This window comes from Streptomyces rapamycinicus NRRL 5491 (assembly GCF_024298965.1).
In the GTDB taxonomy this organism is placed as follows: domain Bacteria; phylum Actinomycetota; class Actinomycetes; order Streptomycetales; family Streptomycetaceae; genus Streptomyces; species Streptomyces rapamycinicus.
In genome coordinates this window covers 2,710,142-2,732,068 of record NZ_CP085193.1, presented here as the reverse complement: position 1 = coordinate 2,732,068, position 21,927 = coordinate 2,710,142, and the positions used below count along the sequence as shown (strand labels likewise).

Sequence of the window (21,927 nt, the reverse complement as noted above, 5' to 3'; positions counted from 1 at the left end):
GGTACGTGGTGTTGACCCGCGTTCCCCACGCGTTTCGCCCGATGTCTCCCGTAGGAAAGCCGCCCACGCCTACCATCAGGCCGTTCTCTGACGGGATTTGACAGGTGTTGAACACCACATCAAGGAGTGCTGCATGGAGCGGGAGCAGAAGCCCGGACGGCGCACCCTGCTGGGGGCCGCGGCCCTCGGTGCGGGAGCGATGGCGCTGAGCGGTGCGGGCACGGCGACGGCCGCGGAGCCGCGGACCGCGCCGGGCGCGGCCGCGGGAACGTCCGGCCGGGGCCATGAGCTGCCGGTTCCCACCGTGATCGGCCACCGCGGCGCCAGCGGCTACCGGCCCGAGCACACTTTCGGCTCGTACCAGCTCGCCCTGGACCTGGGCGCGGACATCATCGAGCAGGACCTGGTCCCCACCAAGGACGGCCATCTGGTCTGCCGCCACGAGAACGACATCACGGCCACCACGGACGTCTCCGCCCACCCGGAGTTCGCCGACCGCAAGACGACCAAGACGGTCGACGGCACCAAGCTCACCGGCTGGTTCTCCGAGGACTTCACCCTCGCCGAGCTGAAGACGCTGCGCGCCAAGGAGCGCATCCCGGGCAACCGCCAGCGCAACACCCTCTACGACGGCCGCTGGGAGGTGCCCACCTTCGAAGAGGTGCTCCAGTGGGCCGAGCGCGAGGGCCGCGAGCGCGGCCGCCGGATCTGGCTGTACGTGGAGACCAAGCACCCCACCTACTTCCGCAAGCTCGGCCTCGGCCTCGAGGAGCGGGTGGCCAAGCTGCTCCGCCGCTACGGCCGCCACCGCGAGGACTCGGCGCTGTTCCTCCAGTCCTTCGAGCCCAGCAGCATCCAGCGGCTGCGCAAGCTGGTGGACACCCCGTCGGTAGTGCTGCTGTCCACCATCGACAGCCGGCCCTGGGACTTCGTCGAGGCGAACGACCCGCGGACGGTCGCGGACCTGGTCAAGCCCGAGGGGCTCAAGTGGATCGCGAGCTACGCCCAGGGCATCGGCCCCGATCTGTCGGTCATCATCCCCCGGACGCCGGACGGCAAGCTGGGTACGCCGACCAGCGTGGTGAAGGACGCGCACGCGGCGGGGCTGATCCTGCACCCGTACACCATGCGCAACGAGAACACCTTCCTCCCGGCCGACTTCCGCCGCGGCAGCGACCCCAACGCCTACGGTGACGCTTTCGGGGCGTTCAAGGCATACTTCGCGACCGGAATCGACGGCATCTTCTCCGACAACGCGGACACCGCGCTGCTCGCGGCGGCGGACTTCCGCAAGTGATCCGCCCGGTCCGCCCGTGAGAGGCGGCGGCGGGGGCGTGCGAGCGTCAAGGCGCGGCCCCGCCGCTTCCCCGGTCGGGTGAGACCGCGGTCACCCGGCAACCACCCCACGACCGGACCTCGTCCCGCCCGGCATGGACCTTGTGAAGCAACTGGGCCCGTTGCTGGCCGCCGAGGCGGCGGCCGAGGCACACGGCGTCGGCGTCGAGCCCGCCGAACTCGAACAGGCCGTCTGGCTGCGGCTGCTGGAGCGCACCCGGGACACCGGACCGCCGCCCCACCCCGCCCGCTGGCTGCGCCGCGCCGTACGGGCCGAGGTGCGCGGGGCCAGGCGCCGGGCGCGCCGCGAGGTGCCGTACGACCCGGTGGCCGGCGGCCCGCCCAGCGGCCCCGAGCCCCGGCCGGCCGAACACGCCGTGCTGGCCGCGGAGGCCCGCCGGACGCTGCGCGCGGCGGTGCGGCGGCTGCCCGGGCGCTGCCCCGCGCTGCTCGCGGCGATGCTCTCCCGCGCGGATCCCACGTATCGCGAAATGGCCGGTCAGTTGGGAATGTCACAGGGCAGTCTGGGCCCGGTACGTTCCCGATGTCTGGGTTGCCTGCGCAGAATGCTCACGGCGGAGGTTGCGGCTCCTGAACCGTGGGGAAAGGAGCGATAGACAACCGGCGCCTCGGAGGCGGACGCCGACCACGCGGCGCCTCCACCCAGGCCATGAACCCCCGGTCGCACTCCTAACCCTCACCGCGACCGGTGGACTGACGACATAGGGGAGGCATGCGCACATGGGCATGAGCGTGACCATCTCCGCGGCGACCGCGGACGACGCCGAGCAGATTCTGAAGCTGCAGTATCTGTGTTATCAGGGCGAGGCGGAGCTCTACGGCGACTTCTCGATCGAACCGCTGACGCAGTCGCTCGACGACCTGCGCGCCGAACTGAGCGAGGGCTGTGTGCTCGTCGCCCGGCTCGGCGCGGAGGTCGTCGGCTCGGTCCGCGGGGTCGTCGACGACAAGGGGACCGCCGCCATCGCCAAGCTGATCGTCCACCCCCGGATGCAGCGGCACGGCCTGGGCGGACGGCTGCTCGCGGCGATCGAGGAGCGGCTCTCCGAGGAGCGGGCCGCCAAGCGGTACCGCCTGTTCACCGGCCACCGCAGCGAGGGCAACCTGCGGCTGTACCGCCGCTACGGCTACGCCCAGGTGGGCACCGAGGAGGTCAACCGCCGGCTGAGCCTGGTCACCCTGGAGAAGGACGCCACGGCCACCGCGTACGCCGCCAGCGCCTAAGAGCCTGTGTCATATCCCCGGCCGGGCGTGCGGCGTCTGGCACGCACGCTCGCCGCGTTGCCGAAACGCCCAAGTGGCTCCGCCACGAGGGCGCTCCGGCGCCTTGCGATCGCACGCACCAGACGCCGCACGCTGATCCGACCGGGGATATGACACAGGCTCTAAGCGCTCCGCTGGATGTGCCGCGATGCGTCGTCGGTCATCCGCGGCGCCGTCGTGGCCGGTCGCGCCCCGTGGCGGAGCCACATATCGATGCAGCCCCGCGCCCCTTCGGGGCGCTGCCGAACCATAGCGGACTTCCTCCGACCTGCTTAGACCGCGGGCGGACGCGGCCCAGGGCCCGCCGGGGTCAGCCCCGGCGGGCCTTCCTGAGCCACAGCAGGCCCGTGACGGGCAGGAAGATCGGGATGAACAGATAGCCCATCCCGTAGTCGGACCACACCGTCTGGTCCGGGAAGGCCGACGGGTCCGCGAGGGTCCAGGTGCCCACGGTCAGCACCCCCAGCAGCTCCAGCGCACAGCAGACCATCGCCGCCCTACGGGCGCCCTCGCCGCCGCGCACCAGCGAGACCGTGATGAACGCGTACACCGCGGCGGAGACCGCCGAGAGGATGTAGGCGAGCGGGGCCTCCTGGTACTGCGCGATCAGCTGGTAGACCGAGCGGGACGCGGCGGCCACCGTGAACACCCCGTAGAGCATCACCAGCAGCCGCCCCGGGCCCTGACCGAGCCCGGTGCGCGCGGCGGATTCCGGTTCTCCGGCCGCCTTCCCCGCCTTTCCGGTCGCCTTCCCGGCTGCTTTCCCGGCCGCCTGGTCCTCGGTCATCGACGCCTCCCGTGATTCAGCCACCGACGCCTCCCCAGATGTCGTAGAGCCGCACTTCGAGCACGGCCAGCACCACGGCCGCCGCGGAGACCGTCGCCGACCCCCAGCGGGTCCGCTCCGTCAGCGACATGAACGCCGCGATCGGCACCGCGAGCGCCGAGCCGATGAGATACGCCACGAAGATGGCCACACCTTGCTGGGGGTCGGCCCCGCCCGCCAGCCGCACCACCCCTATGACCAGCTGCACGATCGCCAGCAGGGCCACCACGGCCATGCCGATGAAGTGCCAGTCCTTGGTCGGCTGGTCCCGGTAGGCGGCGAAGCCGCACCACGCGGCGAGGAGGAGCGCGGTCACACCGAGCGCGACCGTCAGCGCGTCGATCAACGGGACCTCCGCGCGGTGCGGCGGCGCACCCGACGGCGGCGCACACAGGGAGTGACAAGCATGGGACGAGGGTAATCGGCCCGGCCCACCGCACTGCGCTCGGCCCCGCGCCCGGGGGCCTCCGCCACCCCCACGTACGCTGCGGCTCATGAAGATCTCCGCTGACGCGCTGTTGTTCGACAACGACGGAACCCTCGTCTCCTCCCTGGACTCGGTGCATCGCTGCTGGACCCGGTGGGCCGAGGAGCAGGGGATCGCGGCGGAGGACTTCGCCCGGGTCGAGCTGCACGGTCGCCCGGCCGACGACATCATCGCCGACCTGCTCCCCGCCGACCGCGCCGCGCGGGCCCGGGCGCGGATCGACGAGCTGGAGCTGGCGGACGTACCGGGCGGGGTGAAGCTGCTCCCCGGCGCCGCCGAGCTGCTGGCGGGGCTGCCCGCCGGGCGCTGGGCCGTGGTCACCTCCGCCTACCGCGGGCTGGCCGAGGCCCGTCTGACGGAGGTGGCGATCCGGCCCGGGACGTTGATCAGCGCCGATGACATCACCCGCGGCAAGCCCCACCCCGAGCCGTTCCTGCTGGCCGCCGAGCGGCTCGGAGTCGACCCGGCGCGCTGTGTGGTCTTCGAGGACGCCCCGGCCGGGCTCGCGGCGGGCCGCGCGGCCGGGATGCGGACCGTGGCATTGGCCACAACGACCGACCGGGCCGAGCTGGTCGCCGATGTCGTGGTCGAGGACCTGTCGGCCGTGTCCGCACAGGTCTCCGACGGGGGAGTGGAGATCACCTGCCGGGTCTGAACCGGGTCCCGGCCACCCCGCCGACTGTCCACGGACCGAGCAACGCCGTCCGTTATACGGACGCCCTTGATGGGTCCCTGCCGGTGTCTGTTTTACTTGCAGCCATGACCACGACGAGCTGCCGCATCCCTGCGACCGAGGCGATCCCCACGCCCGGTGCTCGTTGTCGGTGTCGAATGTGTGACTGCTGAGGGCCCCCGCTGAGCCTCGCGCCCCGAAGCGAGACCCGCTGAGCCGGATCCGTGCGTCCATCGCGCCGGACCGCGCCGCCCCGCGTCACCGGAACCCGAACCGCGCCCACACACCGGGCATGCCCTCGGGTCCACCCTGCCGCGTTCCGAAATGAACGAGCCGTGCCCGGCGGAACCAACCGCCGCGCACTCAACAGTGACGGAAACCCTGTGATCACCACCACGGACCTGACCAAGGTCTACCGCTCACGAGGCCGCGAGGTAACCGCCCTCGACGGCGTCGATCTGCATGTCCGCGAGGGTGAGGTGTACGGCGTCGTCGGCCAGAGCGGCGCCGGGAAGTCCACCCTCATCCGCTGTGTCAACCTCCTGGAGCGCCCCACCTCCGGCACGGTCACCGTGGCCGGCCAGGACCTCACCGCACTGGCCGGGCGCGGCCACCGTGCGGGCTCCGCGCTGCGCCAGGCCCGCAGCCGTGTCGGCATGGTGTTCCAGCACTTCAACCTGCTCTCCTCGCGCACCGTTCGGGACAACGTCGAGCTGCCCCTGGAGATCCTCGGCGTCTCCGGCAAGGAGCGCACCCGCAAGGCCCTGGAGCTGCTGGAGCTGGTGGGCCTCGCCGACAAGGCGAAGGCGTACCCCGCACAGCTCTCCGGCGGCCAGAAGCAGCGCGTCGGCATCGCCCGCGCGCTCGCCGGCGACCCAAAGGTGCTGCTCTCGGACGAGGCGACCTCCGCGCTGGACCCCGAGACCACCCGCTCGATCCTCCAACTGCTGCGCGACCTCAATGAGCAGCTGGGCCTGACCGTGCTGCTCATCACCCACGAGATGGACGTCGTCAAGAGGATCTGCGACTCGGCGGCGCTGATGCGCGACGGGCGGATCGTGGAGTCCGGCAAGGTCAGCGAGCTGCTGGCCACCCCCGGCTCGGAGCTGGCCCAGGAGCTCTTCCCGGTCGGCGGGGTGCCCTCGGGCGAGGACCGCACGGTCGTGGACGTCACCTTCCAGGGCGAGGCGGCCACCAAGCCGGTCATCTCCCAGCTGTCCCGTACGTACAACATCGACATCTCGATCCTCGGCGCCGCCATGGACACCGTCGGCGGCCACCAGGTCGGCCGGATGCGGATCGAGCTGCCCGGCCGGTTCGAGGAGAACGTCGTCCCGATCGGCTTCCTGCGGGAGCAGGGCCTCCAGGTCGATGTGGCGGCCATCGCCGACGGTCCGCGCGCGAACCCGACCCCGCTGCTCAAGGAGGGCGCCAAGTGACCTGGTCCGAGATGGAGCCCCTGCTGGAGCAGGCGTGTTGGGACACCCTCTACATGGTCGGCTGGTCGGCGCTGATCGCCGTCGCCGGGGGACTGCCGCTCGGCGTGCTGCTGGTCCTCACCGACCGCGGCGGAGTGCTCCGACACGTCGTGGTGAACAAGGCCGTCGGGCAGGTCGTCAACATCGCCCGCTCGATGCCGTTCATCATCCTGATGGTCGCCCTGATCTCCTTCACCCGGGCGATCGTCGGCACCACCATCGGCCCCGAGGCCGCCATCGTGCCCCTGGCCATCGGCGCCATCCCCTTCTACGCCCGGCTCGTGGAGACGTCGGTGCGCGAGGTGGACGGCGGGCTGGTGGAGGCCGTCCAGTCGATGGGCGGCTCCACCTGGACGGTCGTCCACAAGGTGCTGCTGCCCGAGTCGCTGCCGTCGCTGATCTCCAGCGCGACCACCACGATCGTCGCGCTCATCGGCTACTCCGCGATGGCCGGCACGGTCGGCGCCGGAGGCCTCGGTGACCTCGCCGTCCGCTACGGCTACCTGCGGTTCGAGACCAAGCTGATGTGGATCACCGTCGCCATCCTCGCGGTGGTCATCGCCATCATCCAGTTCGCGGGCGATCTCGCCGCCCGCGGCCTGTCGCACCGCGGCCGCTCCTCGGCCGCCCCGCGGCTGGTGCTGCTGCGCGGCGGCGCGTCCCGGGCCGGGAAGCCCGTGCCGGAGCAGCGGACCGCGCCCGCCGAGATCGAGACCGTGGAGCCCACCAAGGTCCCCTGAGCCCCCACCACTTCCCCCCCGTACCGCTCGCCCGAATTCCGCTTCCGCACCCGCGGTGGATTCGTGCGCCCCCGAAGAAAGGCACTTTTCGTGCGTAACACCACAAAGACCGTCACCACCGTCCTCGCCGCCGGAGCGCTCGCCCTCGGTGCCGCCGCGTGCGGCGCCCCGGGTTCGTCGGACGACAAGAACGGCGCGCTGGTCGTCGCCGCGAGCCCCGTCCCGCACGCGGAGATCCTCAACTACGTCAAGGACCACCTGGCCGACAAGGCGGGCCTCAAGCTCGAGGTGAAGGAGTTCACCGACTACAACACGCCGAACCTCTCCACCCAGGACGGCTCGGTCGGTGCCAACTACTTCCAGAACCAGCCGTTCCTCGACGACTTCAACAAGAAGAAGGGCACCGACATCGTGCCCGTCGTCACCGTGCACCTCGAACCGCTCGGTCTCTACTCGCACAAGGTGAAGAAGGCCGACGAGCTCAAGAAGGGCGCCACCGTGGCCGTCCCGAGCGACACGGTCAACGAGGCCCGCGCGCTGAAGCTGCTGGACGCAGGCGGCGTCATCAAGCTCAAGAGCGGCGTCGGCAACGAGGCCACCCCCAAGGACATCACCGCCAACCCCAAGGGCCTGAAGTTCAAGGAACTGGAGGCCGCCCAGCTGCCGCGGTCGCTCGACGACGTGGACGCCGCGGTCGTCAACGGCAACTACGCCATCGAGGCGCACCTCAAGCCCGCCAAGGACGCCATCATCCTCGAGTCGCCCAAGAACAACCCTTACGCCAACTTCCTGGCCGTGAAGAAGGGCAACGAGGACGACCCGCGGGTGAAGAAGCTGGCCAAGCTCCTCACCTCCCCGCAGGTGAAGAAGTTCATCAAGGACCAGTACCAGGGCTCCGTGCTGCCGTCCTTCTGATCCGCGGCACACCGTCACCACCGCAACGAATTCGCCAACGTTTCCCGCCCGCCGGCGGATCCCCCGAGGCTCCGCATCCGGACCACAACCGGATGCGGAGCCTTCCGATTCACCCCCCGTGCTGCATTTCCCCTGCGTGATGCTGCATGCTGGGCCTTTCCACGGCCCAGCCAACCACCCCGGTTACGGAGCGGCGCATGACATCCACCTTCCCGGACATCTCCATCAGCACGGAACGGCTGGTGCTGCGCCCGTTCGAGGAAGCGGACATACCCGCGCTCGCGGACATGATGAACGACGAAAGCGTCATCGCCTGGACCCGGGCGCCCTATCCGTACAACCTCGCCGACGCCCGCGACCAGGCGCTGCGGCTCGCCCCGGCGGAACGGACCACCGGCCGCGGAATCGTCTTCGCGGTCGCCGAATTCCTCACCCAGCGACTCGTCGGCATCGTGCATCTGCGCAATACCGACTGGCGGCTGCTGGCCACCGAGGCCAGCTATATCGTCGCCCACTGGGCGCGCGGTGAGGGCTATGCCTCGGAGTCGGTGCTGGCCGTGGCCCGCTGGCTGTTCCAGGACCAGAAGTTCGAGCGCCTGGAGCTGCGCACCGCCGCCGGCAACACCGCCGCCCAGCAGGTCGCCCAGAAGGTCGGCTGCATCAGCGAGGGCGTATTGCGCCACGCCTGGATAGCCCGCACCCAGACGGAGGACGGCGGCTGGACCGATCTGCGCACCGACCTCATCGTCTGGAGCCTGCTCGCCGAGGATCTCGACGGCGCCCCCGACCGGATCTCCGGGCCCGACGGCTTCGGCGTCTACCCCAGCTACTCCGACTGGGGCTGACACCCCCGACCGCGCCCCGGCCGGGGCGGACATCCGGCGCATTCGCGCCGTCCGCGCCCTCGGCGCACCACCCCAGCGCCCGCCCCCGCTCCTGCGGTCCGGACCAGCCGGGGTACTCTCTGTCCGCGCCGAGCCCCCGCGCCTCGGCGGCGTCCGGGGCCGTGACCCGCGCATCCGCGGCGCACCGGCCGCGGCCCGCCCGTGGGCCCCGCGGGCACCACACCGCGGCGCATCCGCACCCCACCGCGACGCACCCGACAGACCCGACCCGCCACACATAGGGGAGACAAGGACGATGGCCGACCGCGTCACGGTGATCGGTTGGGACGGCACCCCGCTCACGGACGCGGCCCACTCCGCCCTCGGCGCGGCCACCCTCGTGGCCGGCGCCGCCCATCACCTGGCGCTGCCCGAAGTCCCGCCCGGCGCCGAGCGGATCCGGCTCGGCAGCGTGGACCTCGCGGCCCGCAGGATCGCCCAGCACCGCGGCTCCGCCGTGGTCCTGGCCGACGGCGACCCCGGCTTCTTCGGTGTCGTCCGCGCCCTGCGCGCCCCCGAGCACGGGCTCGAGGTCGAGGTCGTCCCCGCCGTCTCCTCCGTCGCCACCGCCTTCGCGCGGGCCGGGATGCCCTGGGACGACGCCCAGGTCGTCGTCGCCCACAGCCGTGATCTGCGCCGTGCGGTCAACGTCTGCCGCGCCCACACCAAGGTCGCCGTCCTCACCTCGCCCGGCGCGGGGCCCGCCGAACTCGCGCTGCTGCTCGGCCCGGTGCACCGCACCTTCGTCATCTGCGAGGCCCTGGGCACCGAGCGCGAGCAGGTCACCGTGCTGACCTCCGACAAGGCCGCCGACCACGCCTGGCGCGACCCCAACGTCGTCATCGTCATCGGGGGCTCCGGCATAGCGCCCGTCCGCGGCGGTTCGTCGGCCGGTGCCGGCCGCGGCGCGCTCCAGGGCGGCGGCTGGATCGCCGGACGCGAGCCCGGCTACCCGGGCACCGTCCGCGGCTGGGCGCTGCCCGGCCCCGCGTACGGGACCGCGCTGAGCGAGAGCGAGTCCCCGCAGTTGCGCGCCCTCCAACTCGCTCGCGTCGGCCCCCGCCTGGGCGACCTGGTCTGGGACATCGGGGCGGGCAGTGGCGCGGCGGCCGTCGAGACCGCCGGGTTCGGCGCCGCCGTCATCGCCGTCGACCGCGATCCGGACGCCTGCGAGCGCACCGCCACCCTGGCCCGCCGCTTCGCCGTACAGCTCCAGGTGGTCCAGGGCGTCGCCCCCGAGGTGCTGGAGGATCTGCCGGAGCCCGACGTGGTGCGGATCGGCGGCGGGGGCGCGCCCGTGGTCGCCGCGTGCGCCGCGCGCCGCCCCGAACGCATCGTCACGCAGGCCGCGACCCGGGACGAGGCGGAGGCCATCGGCGCGGCGCTGGAGGACGGCGGCTACGCCGTCGAATGCGTGCTGTCGCAATCCGTCGAACTGGACACGCGGGGCTGGACCGAACGGGAGCGCGCGGTCGCCTTCATGCTGTGCGGCCACCGCCCGCACCAGTGATTTTGTCCTTGTGACGTTCGCCCCGAGCTTCGCCCCGGTGACCTGCTCCGGGCACCGCCCGGGGTAGGCTGGCGGATCGTTGTACTGCCTATACCGCTGCCCGGCGTTCGGTGCTTTATTGGCCAAAGGCCGGAATGTGCCCCTCCCTTGGCGGGGCCGCGGTAGGCAAGCCTCGGGCGTGTCTACGTGCCGCGCACGGCGCATGCTCGTTCTTGCTCAGGGGGCTTGCTCTCGGCGGTAGGCGGTTGGAAGGAGCACTAGCGATGGGCGAGGGGTACGCATGACCGACACCGGCCAGGTCCCGGGCGAGGGACTGCCGGAGAACGCAGGCGGACGACTCGGACACCCGCACCCGGCGGATGTCCACGCCCCGCCTGCCGACGCCGGTTACATCGAACAGCCGCAGCCCGGTGTCCCTCCCGGCGCCGCCTACACCTTCCCCGACGGCTCCGAACACGCGGGCGAGGAGGACGACCTGCTGCTGATGCCGGGCGCCCAGGGCGCCTGGAGCGAGCAGCAGGCCCAGTACCAGACCGGGGCGTACGAGGCGGGCGTGCTCGACCCCGCCGCGTACGCCGAGGCCCAGATGCCCGAGCCACTGCCCGTGGCGGAGCAGCCCGTACCGCAGCAGGCCCCCGCCCCGGCCGCTTACGCGGCGCCCGCCGCCCCCGCCCGGCGGCCGCTCCACATGGGCCCGCCGGTGCCCGACACCTCCAACGGCGTGGTGCGTTCGCTCGCCGACCGGGGTCCGGCGGCGGGTCGGCACGCCGCGCCCGTACGCCAGCCGGAGCCCCAGCCGCAGGAGCAGCAGTTCCCGCCCGAGCAGCAGGCCGTCCCGGAGGTCCCGGACCCGCAGGCCGTGCAGGAGCCGCAGCTCCAGGTGCCGCACCAGGTCGCGTCCCAGCCCGAGGTGCTGCCCGAGCCGCAGCCGGAGTACGGGGCGGGGGCGCAGCAGGGCGTCCCGGCGCCCGAGCAGGGCGGGATGATCGGGCAGGGCGGGATGGCCGAGCAGCCGTTCGCCGGGCCCGAGCAGTTCGTCATGCCCGAGCAGCCGTTCGCGGCGCCTGAGCTGTTCCTCGTCCCCGAGCAGCAGCCGGTCATGCCCGAGCAGCAGCCGGTCATGCCCGAGCAGCCGCTGGCGGCGGACTACTCCACCGCGCCCCAGTACGCCGCCGGGCCGCAGTACTTCACCCCGCAGCCCGACGACCCGGGGCAGCTCCCCGGACCCCAGCTCGCGGACCTCTCACAGCTCGTCGACGCCCCGCCGCCGGGGGACGCCTGGGACTCCACGCCGCCGGTGCAGCAGGCCGTTCCCGTGGAGACGGGGGTTCCGGCCGAGGGGCCCCAGATCGCGGAGGTGCCCGGAGCGGAGCCCGCTCCCGAGCAGTTCGCCGGGCCCGAGGCGGTGGCGCCGGAGGCGCAGCCGGTCCCGATGGACCAGGGGTATGTGGACCAGGGGTATGTGGATCCGGCCGCCGTGGATCCGCACCAGACGGGTGCGACCATCCCGGCCCAGGCCGGGGCGCCCGTCGTGGAGCCCGCCGCGCAGGCCGCCGTGGCCGAGGAGCAGGTCGTCGACATCCCGGCGCAGGCCCAGACCGAGCCGGTCACCGAATTGCCCGGGGCCCAGCCCGCCCCGGCTCCGGTCGCGGGGGCCGCGCCGGAGATTCCGGCGCAGCTGGCCCATGAGCCGATCGCGATCGAGGTGCCGCCCGCTCCCGCCGCGGAGGCACCCGCCGAGGAGGCCGCTCAGCAACTTCCTGAGCAGCCCGTCGAAGCGGTGGAGCGGACCGCCGTGGACCCGGGTCACTCGATAGTGGCCGACGAGACGCCTCAGCCCGAGGAGTCCACCGCCGAGGAACCGGCCGCCGCCGAGTCGTCCCAGCAGGAGGCACCTGCCGAGGCGGAGGCGGAGGCGGAGGGGGCACCTGAGGCGGAGGCCGCACCGGAGGCCGAGGCCGAGGCCGTGACGCCGGAGGAGCCCGCCGGGGAGCGGACGGCGGCCGAGGCGCCTGAGCAGACGGCGCCTGAGCAGACGGCGCCTGAGCAGACGGCGCCTGAGCAGACGGCGGCCGCACCGGAGGCCGAGCCGACCGCCGCCGAGTCGGAGGCCCCCGAGGCCGTGGCTGAGGAGCCGCCACCGGAGGAGCAGGCTCCCGAGGGCGAAGCGGCGGACACCCCGGACGCCGAGGCCGCCGCGAGCCAAGCGCCCGAAGCGGAGGCGCCCGAGACCGCCGAGGCCGAGGCGACGCCCGCCGAGCCGGAGGCGGAAGCGGCGGCCGGGGCGGAGCCGGAGGCCGGTACGGAGGCCACCGAGCCCACGGCGGAGGCTGAAGCGGAGGCGGAGGCCCAGCCCGCCGAATCCGAGGCCGCGGCCCCCGAAGGCGAAGCCACCGGGCCCGAGGCCACCGAACCCGAGACCCGGGCCACGGAGCAGGACGCCACGGAGCCGGAGGCCGGTGCTCCGGAATCCGACGCCCCGGTCGCCGCCGGGCCCGAGGCCAGCGCGATGGAACCCGAACCCGGGCCCGAGGCCGAGACCGCCGAACCGGAGGCCACGGACGCGGAAGCCGCCGACCCCGAAGCCACGGAGACCGACGTCAGCGCAACCGATGTCAGCGCAACCGACGCCAGCACCTCCGAGGCCACCGACGCCGAGCCCGTCGCCCCCGAGCCGGAGCCCGAGCCGGAATCGGAACCCGAGACGGCCCCCGAGGACACCACCCCCGAGACGGCCCCCGAATCCGCGGCGGAGCCGGACCCCGAGTCGGAAACCGAGCCGGAGCCGGAGCTCGAGCCCGAGGCGGTCCCCATCCCCATCGGCCCCCGCGCCGAGGGGTACGACGAGGCCGAGCGCGCCGCCGTCCACCGCGTGATGCGCGAGCGCCGGGACATCCGTAACGGCTTCCGGCCCGACCCCATCCCGCACGAAGTCCTGCTGCGCGTCCTCGAGGCCGCGCACACCGCGCCCAGCGTGGGGCACTCCCAGCCGTGGGACTTCGTCGTGATCCGCTCGGAGGAGACCCGGCGGGCCATGCACGAGCTGGCCGTGCGCCAGCGGGACGCGTACGCCAAGTCCCTCCCCAAGGGCCGGGCCAAGCAGTTCAAGGAACTGAAGATCGAGGCCATCCTCGAGACCCCGGTCAACATCGTCGTCACCGCCGACCCCACCCGCGGCGGCCGCCACACCCTCGGCCGGCACACCCAGCCGCAGATGGCGCCGTACTCCTCCGCGCTCGCGGTGGAGAACCTGTGGCTCGCCGCCCGCGCCGAGGGCCTCGGCGTCGGCTGGGTCAGCTTCTTCGACGAGCGCGAGATGGTGCGGGAGCTCGGGCTGCCCGAGCATCTGGAGGTCGTGGCGTATCTGTGCGTCGGGTACGTCGACGAGTTCCCGGAGGAGCCGGAGCTGATGAAGGCCGGGTGGTCCAAGCGCCGCCCGCTGTCCTGGGTGGTCCACGAGGAGTCGTACGGCCGCCGCACCCTGCCCGGCGGGGATCCGCACAATCTGCTCCAGGAGACCCTGCGGGGCATCCGCCCGCTGGACGCCAAGGCGCTCGGCGAGGCGTGGGAGCGGCAGAAGCGGATGACCAAGCCGTCCGGCGCGCTCGGCATGCTGGAGATCATCTCCGCCCAGCTGAGCGGGCTGTCCCGGCAGTGCCCGCCGCCGATCCCGGAGCCCGCGGCCGTAGCGATCTTCGCGGGCGACCACGGGGTGCACGCACAGGGCGTCACCGCCTGGCCGCAGGAGGTCACCAGCCAGATGGTGGCCAACTTCCTGGGCGGCGGCGCGGTCTGCAACGCCTTCGCCGGTCAGGTGGGCGCCGAGGTGTGCGTCGTGGACGTCGGCGTGGCGAGCGATCTGCCCAGCACCCCCGGGCTGCTGCCGCGCAAGGTGCGGGCGGGCACCGGAGACTTCACCGTCGGCCCCGCGCTCACCCGCGAGGAGGTGCTGCGCGCCATCGAGGTGGGCATCGAGACCGCCCGTGACCTGGTGGCCGCCGGGAACAAGGCGCTGCTCACCGGGGAGATGGGAATCGCCAACACCACCGTGTCGGCCGCCCTGGTCTCCATCTACACCGGCGCCGACCCGGCCGAGGTGACCGGGCGCGGCACGGGCATCAACGACGAGATGCACGCGCGCAAGATCGATGTCGTACGGCGCGGTCTCGAACTGCACCAGCCCGATCCGGCCGACCCCATCGGCGTCCTGTCGGCGATCGGCGGCCTGGAGCACGCCGCGATCGCCGGGCTGCTGCTGGGCGGCGCCTCGCTGCGTACGCCCGTGATCCTGGACGGGGTGAGCGCGGGCGCCGCCGCGCTGGTCGCCCGCGCCATCGCCCCCGAGGTGCTGGCGGCCTGCATCGCGGGCCACCGCAGCGCCGAGCCGGGCCATGTGGCGGCCCTGAACAAGCTGGGACTGCGCCCCCTGGTCGACCTGGATCTGCGGCTCGGCGAGGGCACCGGGGCGCTGCTCGCCCTCCCGGTGGTGCAGAGCGCGGCACGGGCGATGCACGAGGTGGCCACGTTCGACTCCGCGGGGGTCACGGAGAAGAACTGACGCGTGCCCCCGCCGCGTAGGGTGTCGGCGGGGGCCCCGCCCCACAGACGATCAGCCGCTCCAGCGCCGCAGCGGCCGTTGCTTCGCACGAGGAGAGCGCACCGCCATGTCCGAAAACTTCGCATACCCGGTCGGGCTGCGCCTTTCCGGGCGGCGTGTCGTCGTCCTCGGGGCTGGTCAGGTTGCCCAGCGCCGGCTGCCCGCGCTGATAGCGGCCGGTGCGGACATCCTGCTGATCTCGCCGTCCGCCACGGCCTCCGTCGAGGCCATGGCCGAGGCGGGGGAGGTGCGCTGGGAGCGCCGCCGCTACCAGGAGGGCGACTTCGAGGGCGCCTGGTACGTCCTGATCACCACCGACGACCCGGAGGCCAACGCCGCCGCGTCCGCCGAGGCCGAGGCGCGCCGCGTCTGGTGCGTGCGCAGCGACGACGCCGAGGCCGCCTCCGCGTGGACCCCGGCCACCGGACGCAGCGAGGGCGTCACCGTCGCCGTCCTCACCGGACAGGACCCGCGCCGCTCCGCCGCCGTACGGGACGCCGTGGTGGAGGGACTGCGCGACGGCACCCTCGCCGCGCCCCGCCACCGCACCCGCGGCCCCCATGTGGCGCTGGTGGGCGGCGGGCCCGGCGATCCGGACCTGATCACCGTGCGCGGCCGCCGCCTGCTCGCCGAGGCGGACGTGGTGGTGGCCGACCGCCTCGGCCCGCGCGATCTGCTCGATGAACTGCCCCCGCATGTCGAGGTGATCGACGCGGCGAAGATCCCGTACGGCCGCTTCATGGCCCAGGAGGCGATCAACAACGCGCTGATCGAGCACGCCAAGGCGGGCAAGTCGGTGGTCCGCCTCAAGGGCGGCGACCCCTTCGTCTTCGGACGCGGCATGGAGGAGGCGGAGGCGCTCGCCGAGGCCGGGATCCCGTGCACCGTCGTGCCCGGCATCTCCAGTTCCATCAGCGTCCCGGGCGCGGCCGGGATCCCGGTGACCCACCGGGGCGTCGCACATGAGTTCACGGTGGTCAGCGGCCATGTCGCCCCCGACGACCCCAGCTCCCTGGTGGACTGGGCGGCGCTGGCGAGGCTGCGCGGCACGCTGGTGCTGCTCATGGCCGTCGAGAAGATCGGCGCCATCGCCGCGACCCTCGTCGCCCACGGCCGCGCCGCCGACACCCCCGTCGCCGTGGTCCAGGAGGGCACCACCCCGGCCCAGCGCCGGGTGGACGCGACGCTGGCCACCGTCGGGGAGAAGGCCGCCGCCGAGGGCGTACGGCCCCCGGCGGTCGTGGTGATCGGTGAGGTCGTCGCCCTCTCGTCCCGTGACCACCGGTGACGCCATCAGGACGTAACCGCCGGTAACTTAATCACGTCGGGCTCATTGGCACCGCATCCAGGACAAGGCAGTATCACTTAAGTGGCTGATCTCATCACCGTCGATGATCCGGACGACCCGCGGCTGAGCGACTACACGGGTCTGACCGATGTGGAGCTACGACGCAAGCGGGAGCCGGCCGAGGGCCTGTTCATCGCCGAGGGCGAGAAGGTGATCCGGCGCGCCCGGGTCGCCGGTTACGAGATGCGCTCGATGCTGCTGTCGTCCAAGTGGGTCGATGTGATGCGGGACGTGATCGAGGACGTCCCCGCCCCCGTCTACGCCGTCAGCCCCGAACTGGCCGAACGCGTGACGGGCTACCACGTCCACCGCGGCGCCCTCGCCTCCATGCAGCGCAAACCGCTGCCGGACGCGGAGACGATCCTGGCGGACGCGCGGCGCGTCGCCATCATGGAGTCCGTCAACGACCACACCAACACCGGCGCCATCTTCCGCAGCGCGGCGGCCCTCGGCATGGACGCCGTGCTGCTCTCCCCGGACTGCGCCGACCCCCTCTACCGGCGCTCGGTCAAGGTCTCCATGGGCGCCGTCTTCTCCGTGCCGTACGCCCGCCTGGACAGCTGGCCGCGCGGCCTGGAGGCGGTCCGGGAGGCGGGCTTCAAGATCCTCGCCCTGACCCCCGACGAGAAGGCCACCACCATCGACGACGCGGCCCCGCACCGCCTGGAGCGGGTCGCGCTGATGCTGGGCGCCGAGGGCGACGGGCTCTCCACCCAGGCGCTGATGGCCGCGGACGAGTGGGTCCGGATCCCCATGGCCCACGGCGTGGACTCCCTCAACGTGGGCGCGGCGGCGGCGGTCGCCTTCTACGCGGTCACCTCGGGCAGACCGGGGCCCTGACGGCCCGCCGCGTGGCAGGGGGACTTCGCCCCTGGCCCCCCGGGGGTCTGGACCCCTGACCCCTGGGGGTCTGAACCCCTGGCCCCTGAACCCCTGGCCCCTGGACCCCGGGGGCTGGGGCGGAGCCCCGCCTTCCAGCCCCTCAGGGGGCACCTCCCAGCGGTAGCTGGGGGAGTTTGAGGAGCGGGGTCTGGGGCGGAGCCCCAGTTGTGGGAAGGGGCGGGTAGGGGGAAGCACCGATATGCGGCTCCGCCGCGTGGCCCGCCGCAGGCGTCACGATCCGCCGGACGCGCCCTGGCGACCGTCAGGTTCGGCCGCCAGCGAGTCCTCCGGCGGGTCCTCCACCGGGTTCGCCACCGAGCCCGGCGCCGCCGACGAAACCGACTCCGTCGGCCTGGGCGGCGCGCCGCCCAGCCCATTCGCCGGACCCTGGCAGCCCTGCGCCGCCGCGATCCCCAGCGCCACCAGCAGCGTCACCACGACGAACACGGTCAGCCGCTGCCGCAGCAGCCGGTTGGGCCCGCTGGGGCGGCGTCCGTTCGGCGAGGTGCGCACGGTCTGGGCCGGGCGCCCCGTGCGCGCGGGCGGCCTCGGGCCACCCCGGCGCTGAGCCGGGCGCGCGGGCGTGTTCCGCCCCGAGGGCCGTCCCGAGCCCCCGCCCGTACTGGCTCCCGGCCGCGGGGACGGGGGCCCGCTCCGCGGCGCGGGCGTACCGCCGGAGCGCCGCTCCGTGTGCTGGTCGGCGTACGCCTCGGGGCGCCGCGCCGGGGGACGGCCCTGCCCGCCGCCGTAGCCCCCGGCACCGGAGCCGTGACCGTGCGCCTCGCGCGCCGCGATCTCCTTCAGCCGCAGCGACAGTTGCAGGGTGCTCGGCCGGTCCTCCGGGTCCTTGGCCAGACAGGCGTGGAGCAGCGGCGCCAGGGCGTCGGGGACGCCCAGCAGCTGCGGCTCCTCATGGACCACCCGGTACAGCATCACCTCGGAACTGCCGTGCCCGAACGGCGAGTCCGCCGTCGAGGCGTACGCGAGGGTGGCGCCCAGCGCGAAGACGTCGGTCGCCGGGGTCACCGCCGCGCCCCGCACCTGCTCGGGCGCGAGGAAGCCGGGCGAGCCGACCGCCGTGCCCACGTGGGTGAGGGTGCTGGCCCCGGTCGCCCAGGCGATGCCGAAGTCGATGATGCGCGGGCCCTTGGGCGAGAGCAGGATGTTGGAAGGCTTGAGGTCGCGGTGGACGACCCCCGCCTCATGGACCGCCAACAGCCCCTCCGCCAGCGCCGACCCGATCGAGGCGACCTGGGCGGCGGGCAGCGGGCCCTCCTCGTTCACCTTGTCGTGGAGGGAGGGGCCCGGTACGTACTGGGTGGCGAACCAGGGGCGGTCGGCCTCCAGGTCGGCGGCGACCAGCCGGGCCGTACAGCCGCCCCGGATCCGCCGCGCGGCGGAGACCTCCCGGGCGAACCGGGACCGGAACTCCCGGTCCTCCGCGAGGTCCGGCCTGATCACCTTCAGGGCCACCCGCTGCCCGCGCCGGTCGGAGCCGAGGTAGACCACCCCCATGCCGCCCGCGCCGAGCCGCCGGTGGAGGCGGAAGGAGCCGACGACACGCGGGTCCTCGCGCCGGAGCCGCATCATCGCCATGTCCGTCCCCTACCTCCGGTGGGGAGGCCCCTAGGGCCTGTCTGGAGTTGTGATCCGGGCTCGCGGGGCGTGGCACGCACGCTCGCGGCGTTGTCGAAATGCCCTGGTAGCTCCGCTACGAGGGCCTTCCGGCGCCTTGCGATCGCACGCACCACGCCCCGCTCCCTGATCCAGATCACAACTCCAGACAGGCCCTAAACCCCTGGTGGGGAGCCCCATCCGCTGCCGTCTGCTTGCCGTTTGCCGTCGAACTGCCACCGGTTCGCCGCTGTGGTTCCGTTGCCGTCCGTCTGACGTGCACAGCTTACGGATTGACGGCCCCTCGCGCCGAGAGGCCGCGCATGCGTCGGCCGATGGATTGTCAGTGGTGCCTGAGATCCTGGAGAAGTGGGCCGGAAACGTGGCAATCCGCGCTCGGGCCCGCTGCTGCGTGATCTCAAAAGGCCGTCTCAGAAGGGGGATTGAGACCGTGAAGGGTGATCGTGTGGAGATAGTCGTGGACGCGGGGGACACGACCCGGACATATGAAGTGGTGGCCACCAGGGCGGGCCGGAGGGTCGACACGGCGGTCCGGCGGGGGGTGGTGGAAGTGAGCGAAGTCACCCGTAATGGGTCGGTGGTGCGGACGGCCCGCTTCATGGCCAACCGGGTCCTGGCCCTGGTCGAGCAGCCGGTGCCGCGGAGCGAGGAGGGGGAGGGTGAGTAGGGCCCGCACAGGCTCGGAGGGGCACACTCCACTGACTCCGGAGGGCCTCCCGAGGGATCTCTTCCGCGGTCCCCTCCGGGAAGACCCCAAGGCGTGAGGGCGCATCTCCACCCAGGGGAGTAGTCGACGCCTCCCGGGGTCATCCTCCGGGAGGCCCGGCAATCGGTACGAAGGCATGACGCCGAGGACCGGGCCGCACGCCTAATGTTGTCGTCAAGCGGCGGGCGCAGCACTCGTCCCCCGAGGTCAGACGCTCGCCGCCCCCAGATGTGACGGAGGAGGGACGATGGCGGACACGGCTGGACGCACGGTCATCGGAACAGGTCGTCGCAGGTCCGTGAGCGCGGTGGTGGACGCGTTCGGCGGCCCGCAGACCGGCACCCGCCATCCTCTGGTCGCGGCGGCGATGGTGCTGCCGATGGCCATTCTCCTGACCATCACCTTCGGCGGCTGGGATGCCGTCGTCACACAAGCGTCGTCCGTGGCGGGAATGCTGGGGCGCTGAGCGCCCCGGGCCCGGGAGAGCGGCCCGGGCCGGGGACTTCCGGCCATTAACCCCGTGGGGACGGGGGTGCGGCGGACGGCACGAATGCCCGGACAGCTGGGGAGCTGTCCGGGCATCGCGCCTTTCTGGGCCCATTCGGGCCGCCGCCGGGGCCCCTTCCCGCGGGCGTACCGGCTGCCCGGATCAGTGAGGCGTTCGGCGAAGCGCGCCCAGCGTAAGGATCATGAGAACCGCGGTGCATCCACCCAGCACCATGACCGCGGACGGAGAGCTGCGGTCCAGGACGACTCCCCCTACGAGCGTCCCCATAGAGATCGTGGCCTGAAAGGAGGCGGTGAACAGGACCGATGCCGCTTCCGGGGCATGCGGTGCCGCCTTGGCGAATCAGGTCTGCGACGCGACCGGCACGGCGCCGTACGCGACGCCCCACGCGATCAGCAGTATCACCGCGCCGGCGTCCCAGCGGCCCAACGCTGGAAGCAGGAGGGTCGCCGCGGCGATCAGGCCGGCCGCGAGCCCGAGGACGGTCCGGGGACACCGGGCCACCCAGGCGCCGCCCAGGAAGTTGCCGAGGATGCCGGCCGCACCGTAGAGCAGCAAGAACGTAGTGATCAGACCATCGCCGACATGAGTGACCTGTTCCAGGAATGGTGTCACGTAGGTGTACGTGCCGAAGTGAGCCAGCACGACAAGGAACGTCAGCATGAGCGCGAAGCGGATGCTGGCGCTGTGGAGCATGCCGTTGAGGACGCCCAGCCGTGTGGTCTGGATCGGCGGAAGCGGCGGCACGAGCAGGAGCAGCATGACCAGTACGCCGACCGCCAGGGCTCCCATGACGGTGAAGGCCGTTCGCCATCCGGCGAGATCTCCGATGAGGGTGCCGGCTGGTACGCCGAGAACGGATCCCAGCGGCACGGCAGAGAAGATCACAGCGGTGGCCCTGCCGACCGAGACCGGCGGCACCAGTCGTTCCGCCAACCCCGCCCCGATCGACCAGAAGCCACCGATGGTGATCCCCACCATGATCCGAGAGGTCAGTACGAGCCAGTAGTCGGGCGCCGCGGCGGCAAGGAAGTTCGCCAATGCCAGCAGGAGCATGAAAGCGCACAGCATCAGTCGGCGGTCGAGGCGTGCCGTGGCCGCGGTGACCAGTGGAGCGGCGAATAGCCGCCAGGAAGCCGGGCATGGTCATCATCAGTCCGGCCATCCCGTCCGAGACGGTGAAGCTGGATCAGATCGAGGTCAGCAGACCGATCGGCAGGATCTCGGTGGTGACGATGGCGAAGATCCCCAGCATCACCGAGACCACGGCCGGCCACCCCTTCAGCGGGGCCCGAGGGTGCGAGAGTTGGCCGTCGACCGAAGCGGTGGTGGTGATCGGCATGGCGTTCCGTCCTGTGATGAGGCAGCGCGTTCGCCATCAGCCCAGCAGGTTTCATCAAGAGGTGGCTGGCAGGTCTGCGACCGCACCCTTGCCGTTCACGGGTGATGTCGTATCCCCGCGAGCGCCTATGACCAGCCCTCCGGTCTGAGGAGACGGTTGATCAGCGCGGGCGCAGGCCGTCGATGAGCAAGGTGCAGATGGACTGCAGGGCGGCCTCGGAGCCGGGGGTCTGCCATTCGGGGGCGTGGGCGGGGTGGTGGTAGGCCATGGTGGCGGCGAAGACGGTTCGCGCCGTCGCGGTGGGGTCGGGGGAGGTGAAGTCGCCGCTGGTGACGCCGTCGGCGATGATGACGCGCAGCTGCTCGATCAGGTCGGTCACATGGTCGGCGGCCGCGCTGCTGTGCTCGGCCGTCAGGACCCGGTAGGTGGCGAACAGCTCCGGGTCCTCGGACAGCAGGGTCCGCTTGGCGGTGAAGAGCGTGGTGAACCAGGTGCGGAGCCGCTCGGGCGGGGCCTGCCGGGTGTCGGACGCGACCGCCGCGAGGGGGTCGCGCGCCCGGCCCAGCCAGCGCCGGGTGACGGCTTCGCGCAGGGCCGCCTTGGACGGGAAGTGGCGGTAGACGCTGGCGTGGCTGACTCCCAGAGCCCGCGCCACGTCCAGCACCGTGGCCTTCGCCGGTCCATGGCGGCGCAGCACGTCCTCGGTGGCCGTCAGGATGGTCTCGGCGTCCAGGGGGCCGGATCGCATCAGTGCTCGCGGTTCCGTACGAACCGCAC

General features: G+C 72.7%; 18 protein-coding genes and 1 pseudogene. 14 read left to right on the top strand and 5 right to left on the bottom strand.

Features of this window, described 5'->3' with window-relative positions:
- The first annotated feature begins 133 nt into the window (after window positions 1-133).
- The 3 genes from LIV37_RS10775 (at window position 134) to LIV37_RS10765 (ending at window position 2,580) form a co-directional block, all read left to right on the top strand.
- The gene (locus LIV37_RS10775; RefSeq protein WP_020867137.1) at window positions 134-1,297 is read left to right on the top strand and encodes a glycerophosphodiester phosphodiesterase; all 1,164 of its coding nucleotides are present in this window, start codon (window positions 134-136) and stop codon (window positions 1,295-1,297) included.
- A 133-nt stretch (window positions 1,298-1,430) separates the two neighbouring features.
- Entirely contained in the window at window positions 1,431-1,952 is a 522-nt protein-coding gene (locus tag LIV37_RS10770; protein WP_121825610.1) for a sigma-70 RNA polymerase sigma factor region 4 domain-containing protein, read from the top strand.
- 124 nt (window positions 1,953-2,076) lie between these two features.
- The gene (locus LIV37_RS10765; protein WP_020867135.1) at window positions 2,077-2,580 is read left to right on the top strand and encodes a GNAT family N-acetyltransferase; all 504 of its coding nucleotides are present in this window, start codon (window positions 2,077-2,079) and stop codon (window positions 2,578-2,580) included.
- Window positions 2,581-2,929: 349 nt separating this feature from the next.
- Here the strand turns inward: LIV37_RS10765 and LIV37_RS10760 are convergent, their stop codons facing one another.
- Window positions 2,930-3,406, bottom strand: coding sequence for a hypothetical protein (locus LIV37_RS10760; RefSeq protein ID WP_020867133.1), 477 nt, complete (start codon window positions 3,404-3,406; stop codon window positions 2,930-2,932).
- A gap of 16 nt (window positions 3,407-3,422) precedes the next feature.
- Window positions 3,423-3,791, bottom strand: coding sequence for a hypothetical protein (locus LIV37_RS10755; RefSeq protein WP_020867132.1), 369 nt, complete (start codon window positions 3,789-3,791; stop codon window positions 3,423-3,425).
- A gap of 148 nt (window positions 3,792-3,939) precedes the next feature.
- Between LIV37_RS10755 and LIV37_RS10750 the strand changes: the two genes are divergently transcribed.
- The 9 genes from LIV37_RS10750 (at window position 3,940) to LIV37_RS10710 (ending at window position 16,917) form a co-directional block, all read left to right on the top strand.
- The gene (locus LIV37_RS10750) at window positions 3,940-4,587 is read left to right on the top strand and encodes an HAD-IA family hydrolase (protein ID WP_020867131.1); all 648 of its coding nucleotides are present in this window, start codon (window positions 3,940-3,942) and stop codon (window positions 4,585-4,587) included.
- A gap of 401 nt (window positions 4,588-4,988) precedes the next feature.
- Window positions 4,989-6,044 carry a methionine ABC transporter ATP-binding protein gene (locus tag LIV37_RS10745; protein WP_121826119.1) on the top strand — a complete coding sequence of 352 codons (1,056 nt, stop codon included), beginning with the start codon at window positions 4,989-4,991 and terminating at the stop codon, window positions 6,042-6,044.
- Window positions 6,041-6,823, top strand: a complete 783-nt coding sequence (locus LIV37_RS10740) for a methionine ABC transporter permease (RefSeq protein ID WP_020867129.1) — start codon at window positions 6,041-6,043, stop codon at window positions 6,821-6,823. Before LIV37_RS10745 ends, LIV37_RS10740 begins: the two co-directional genes overlap by 4 nt.
- A gap of 90 nt (window positions 6,824-6,913) precedes the next feature.
- On the top strand, window positions 6,914-7,738 hold the full coding sequence (locus tag LIV37_RS10735) for a MetQ/NlpA family ABC transporter substrate-binding protein (RefSeq protein ID WP_020867128.1): 825 nt from the start codon (window positions 6,914-6,916) through the stop codon (window positions 7,736-7,738).
- Window positions 7,739-7,935: 197 nt separating this feature from the next.
- Entirely contained in the window at window positions 7,936-8,583 is a 648-nt protein-coding gene (locus LIV37_RS10730; protein ID WP_020867127.1) for a GNAT family N-acetyltransferase, read from the top strand.
- 295 nt (window positions 8,584-8,878) lie between these two features.
- On the top strand, window positions 8,879-10,132 hold the full coding sequence (gene cbiE, locus LIV37_RS10725; RefSeq protein WP_020867126.1) for a precorrin-6y C5,15-methyltransferase (decarboxylating) subunit CbiE: 1,254 nt from the start codon (window positions 8,879-8,881) through the stop codon (window positions 10,130-10,132).
- A gap of 280 nt (window positions 10,133-10,412) precedes the next feature.
- Window positions 10,413-14,690 (top strand): nicotinate-nucleotide--dimethylbenzimidazole phosphoribosyltransferase, encoded by a 4,278-nt coding sequence (gene cobT / locus LIV37_RS10720; protein ID WP_121825611.1) that lies wholly within the window; start codon window positions 10,413-10,415, stop codon window positions 14,688-14,690.
- A gap of 106 nt (window positions 14,691-14,796) precedes the next feature.
- Window positions 14,797-16,017 (top strand): uroporphyrinogen-III C-methyltransferase, encoded by a 1,221-nt coding sequence (gene cobA / locus LIV37_RS10715; protein WP_020867125.1) that lies wholly within the window; start codon window positions 14,797-14,799, stop codon window positions 16,015-16,017.
- Window positions 16,018-16,098: 81 nt separating this feature from the next.
- Entirely contained in the window at window positions 16,099-16,917 is an 819-nt protein-coding gene (locus LIV37_RS10710; protein ID WP_020867124.1) for a TrmH family RNA methyltransferase, read from the top strand.
- Between the two features lie 273 nt (window positions 16,918-17,190).
- Here the strand turns inward: LIV37_RS10710 and LIV37_RS10705 are convergent, their stop codons facing one another.
- Window positions 17,191-18,555: a serine/threonine-protein kinase gene (locus LIV37_RS10705; protein ID WP_020867123.1), complete on the bottom strand. Its 1,365-nt coding sequence runs from the start codon at window positions 18,553-18,555 to the stop codon at window positions 17,191-17,193.
- Window positions 18,556-19,024: 469 nt separating this feature from the next.
- On the opposite strand from LIV37_RS10705, the gene LIV37_RS10700 reads away from it, so the two are divergent.
- Window positions 19,025-19,261: a hypothetical protein gene (locus tag LIV37_RS10700; RefSeq protein WP_121826120.1), complete on the top strand. Its 237-nt coding sequence runs from the start codon at window positions 19,025-19,027 to the stop codon at window positions 19,259-19,261.
- 286 nt (window positions 19,262-19,547) lie between these two features.
- The gene (locus LIV37_RS10695) at window positions 19,548-19,766 is read left to right on the top strand and encodes a hypothetical protein (protein WP_121825613.1); all 219 of its coding nucleotides are present in this window, start codon (window positions 19,548-19,550) and stop codon (window positions 19,764-19,766) included.
- Between the two features lie 173 nt (window positions 19,767-19,939).
- Here LIV37_RS10695 and LIV37_RS10690 read toward each other — a convergent pair.
- Window positions 19,940-21,150 (bottom strand): annotated as a pseudogene (locus LIV37_RS10690) (MFS transporter); the annotation flags it as partial.
- A gap of 160 nt (window positions 21,151-21,310) precedes the next feature.
- Entirely contained in the window at window positions 21,311-21,898 is a 588-nt protein-coding gene (locus LIV37_RS10685; protein WP_020867120.1) for a TetR/AcrR family transcriptional regulator, read from the bottom strand.
- Between the last annotated feature and the right edge of the window lie 29 nt (window positions 21,899-21,927).

Bases quoted from the DNA above. Each gene is read 5' to 3' on its own strand.
- LIV37_RS10750 (WP_020867131.1), top strand. From the start codon at position 3,940: ATGAAGATCTCCGCTGACGCGCTGTTGTTCGACAACGACGGAACCCTC.
- cbiE (WP_020867126.1), top strand. From the start codon at position 8,879: ATGGCCGACCGCGTCACGGTGATCGGTTGGGACGGCACCCCGCTCACG.
- LIV37_RS10765 (WP_020867135.1), top strand. From the start codon at position 2,077: ATGGGCATGAGCGTGACCATCTCCGCGGCGACCGCGGACGACGCCGAG.
- LIV37_RS10760 (WP_020867133.1), bottom strand. From the start codon at position 3,406: ATGACCGAGGACCAGGCGGCCGGGAAAGCAGCCGGGAAGGCGACCGGA.
- LIV37_RS10695 (WP_121825613.1), top strand. From the start codon at position 19,548: ATGGCGGACACGGCTGGACGCACGGTCATCGGAACAGGTCGTCGCAGG.
- cobT (WP_121825611.1), top strand. From the start codon at position 10,413: ATGACCGACACCGGCCAGGTCCCGGGCGAGGGACTGCCGGAGAACGCA.
- LIV37_RS10775 (WP_020867137.1), top strand. From the start codon at position 134: ATGGAGCGGGAGCAGAAGCCCGGACGGCGCACCCTGCTGGGGGCCGCG.
- LIV37_RS10730 (WP_020867127.1), top strand. From the start codon at position 7,936: ATGACATCCACCTTCCCGGACATCTCCATCAGCACGGAACGGCTGGTG.
- LIV37_RS10770 (WP_121825610.1), top strand. From the start codon at position 1,431: ATGGACCTTGTGAAGCAACTGGGCCCGTTGCTGGCCGCCGAGGCGGCG.
- LIV37_RS10685 (WP_020867120.1), bottom strand. From the start codon at position 21,898: ATGCGATCCGGCCCCCTGGACGCCGAGACCATCCTGACGGCCACCGAG.
- cobA (WP_020867125.1), top strand. From the start codon at position 14,797: ATGTCCGAAAACTTCGCATACCCGGTCGGGCTGCGCCTTTCCGGGCGG.
- LIV37_RS10705 (WP_020867123.1), bottom strand. From the start codon at position 18,555: ATGGCGATGATGCGGCTCCGGCGCGAGGACCCGCGTGTCGTCGGCTCC.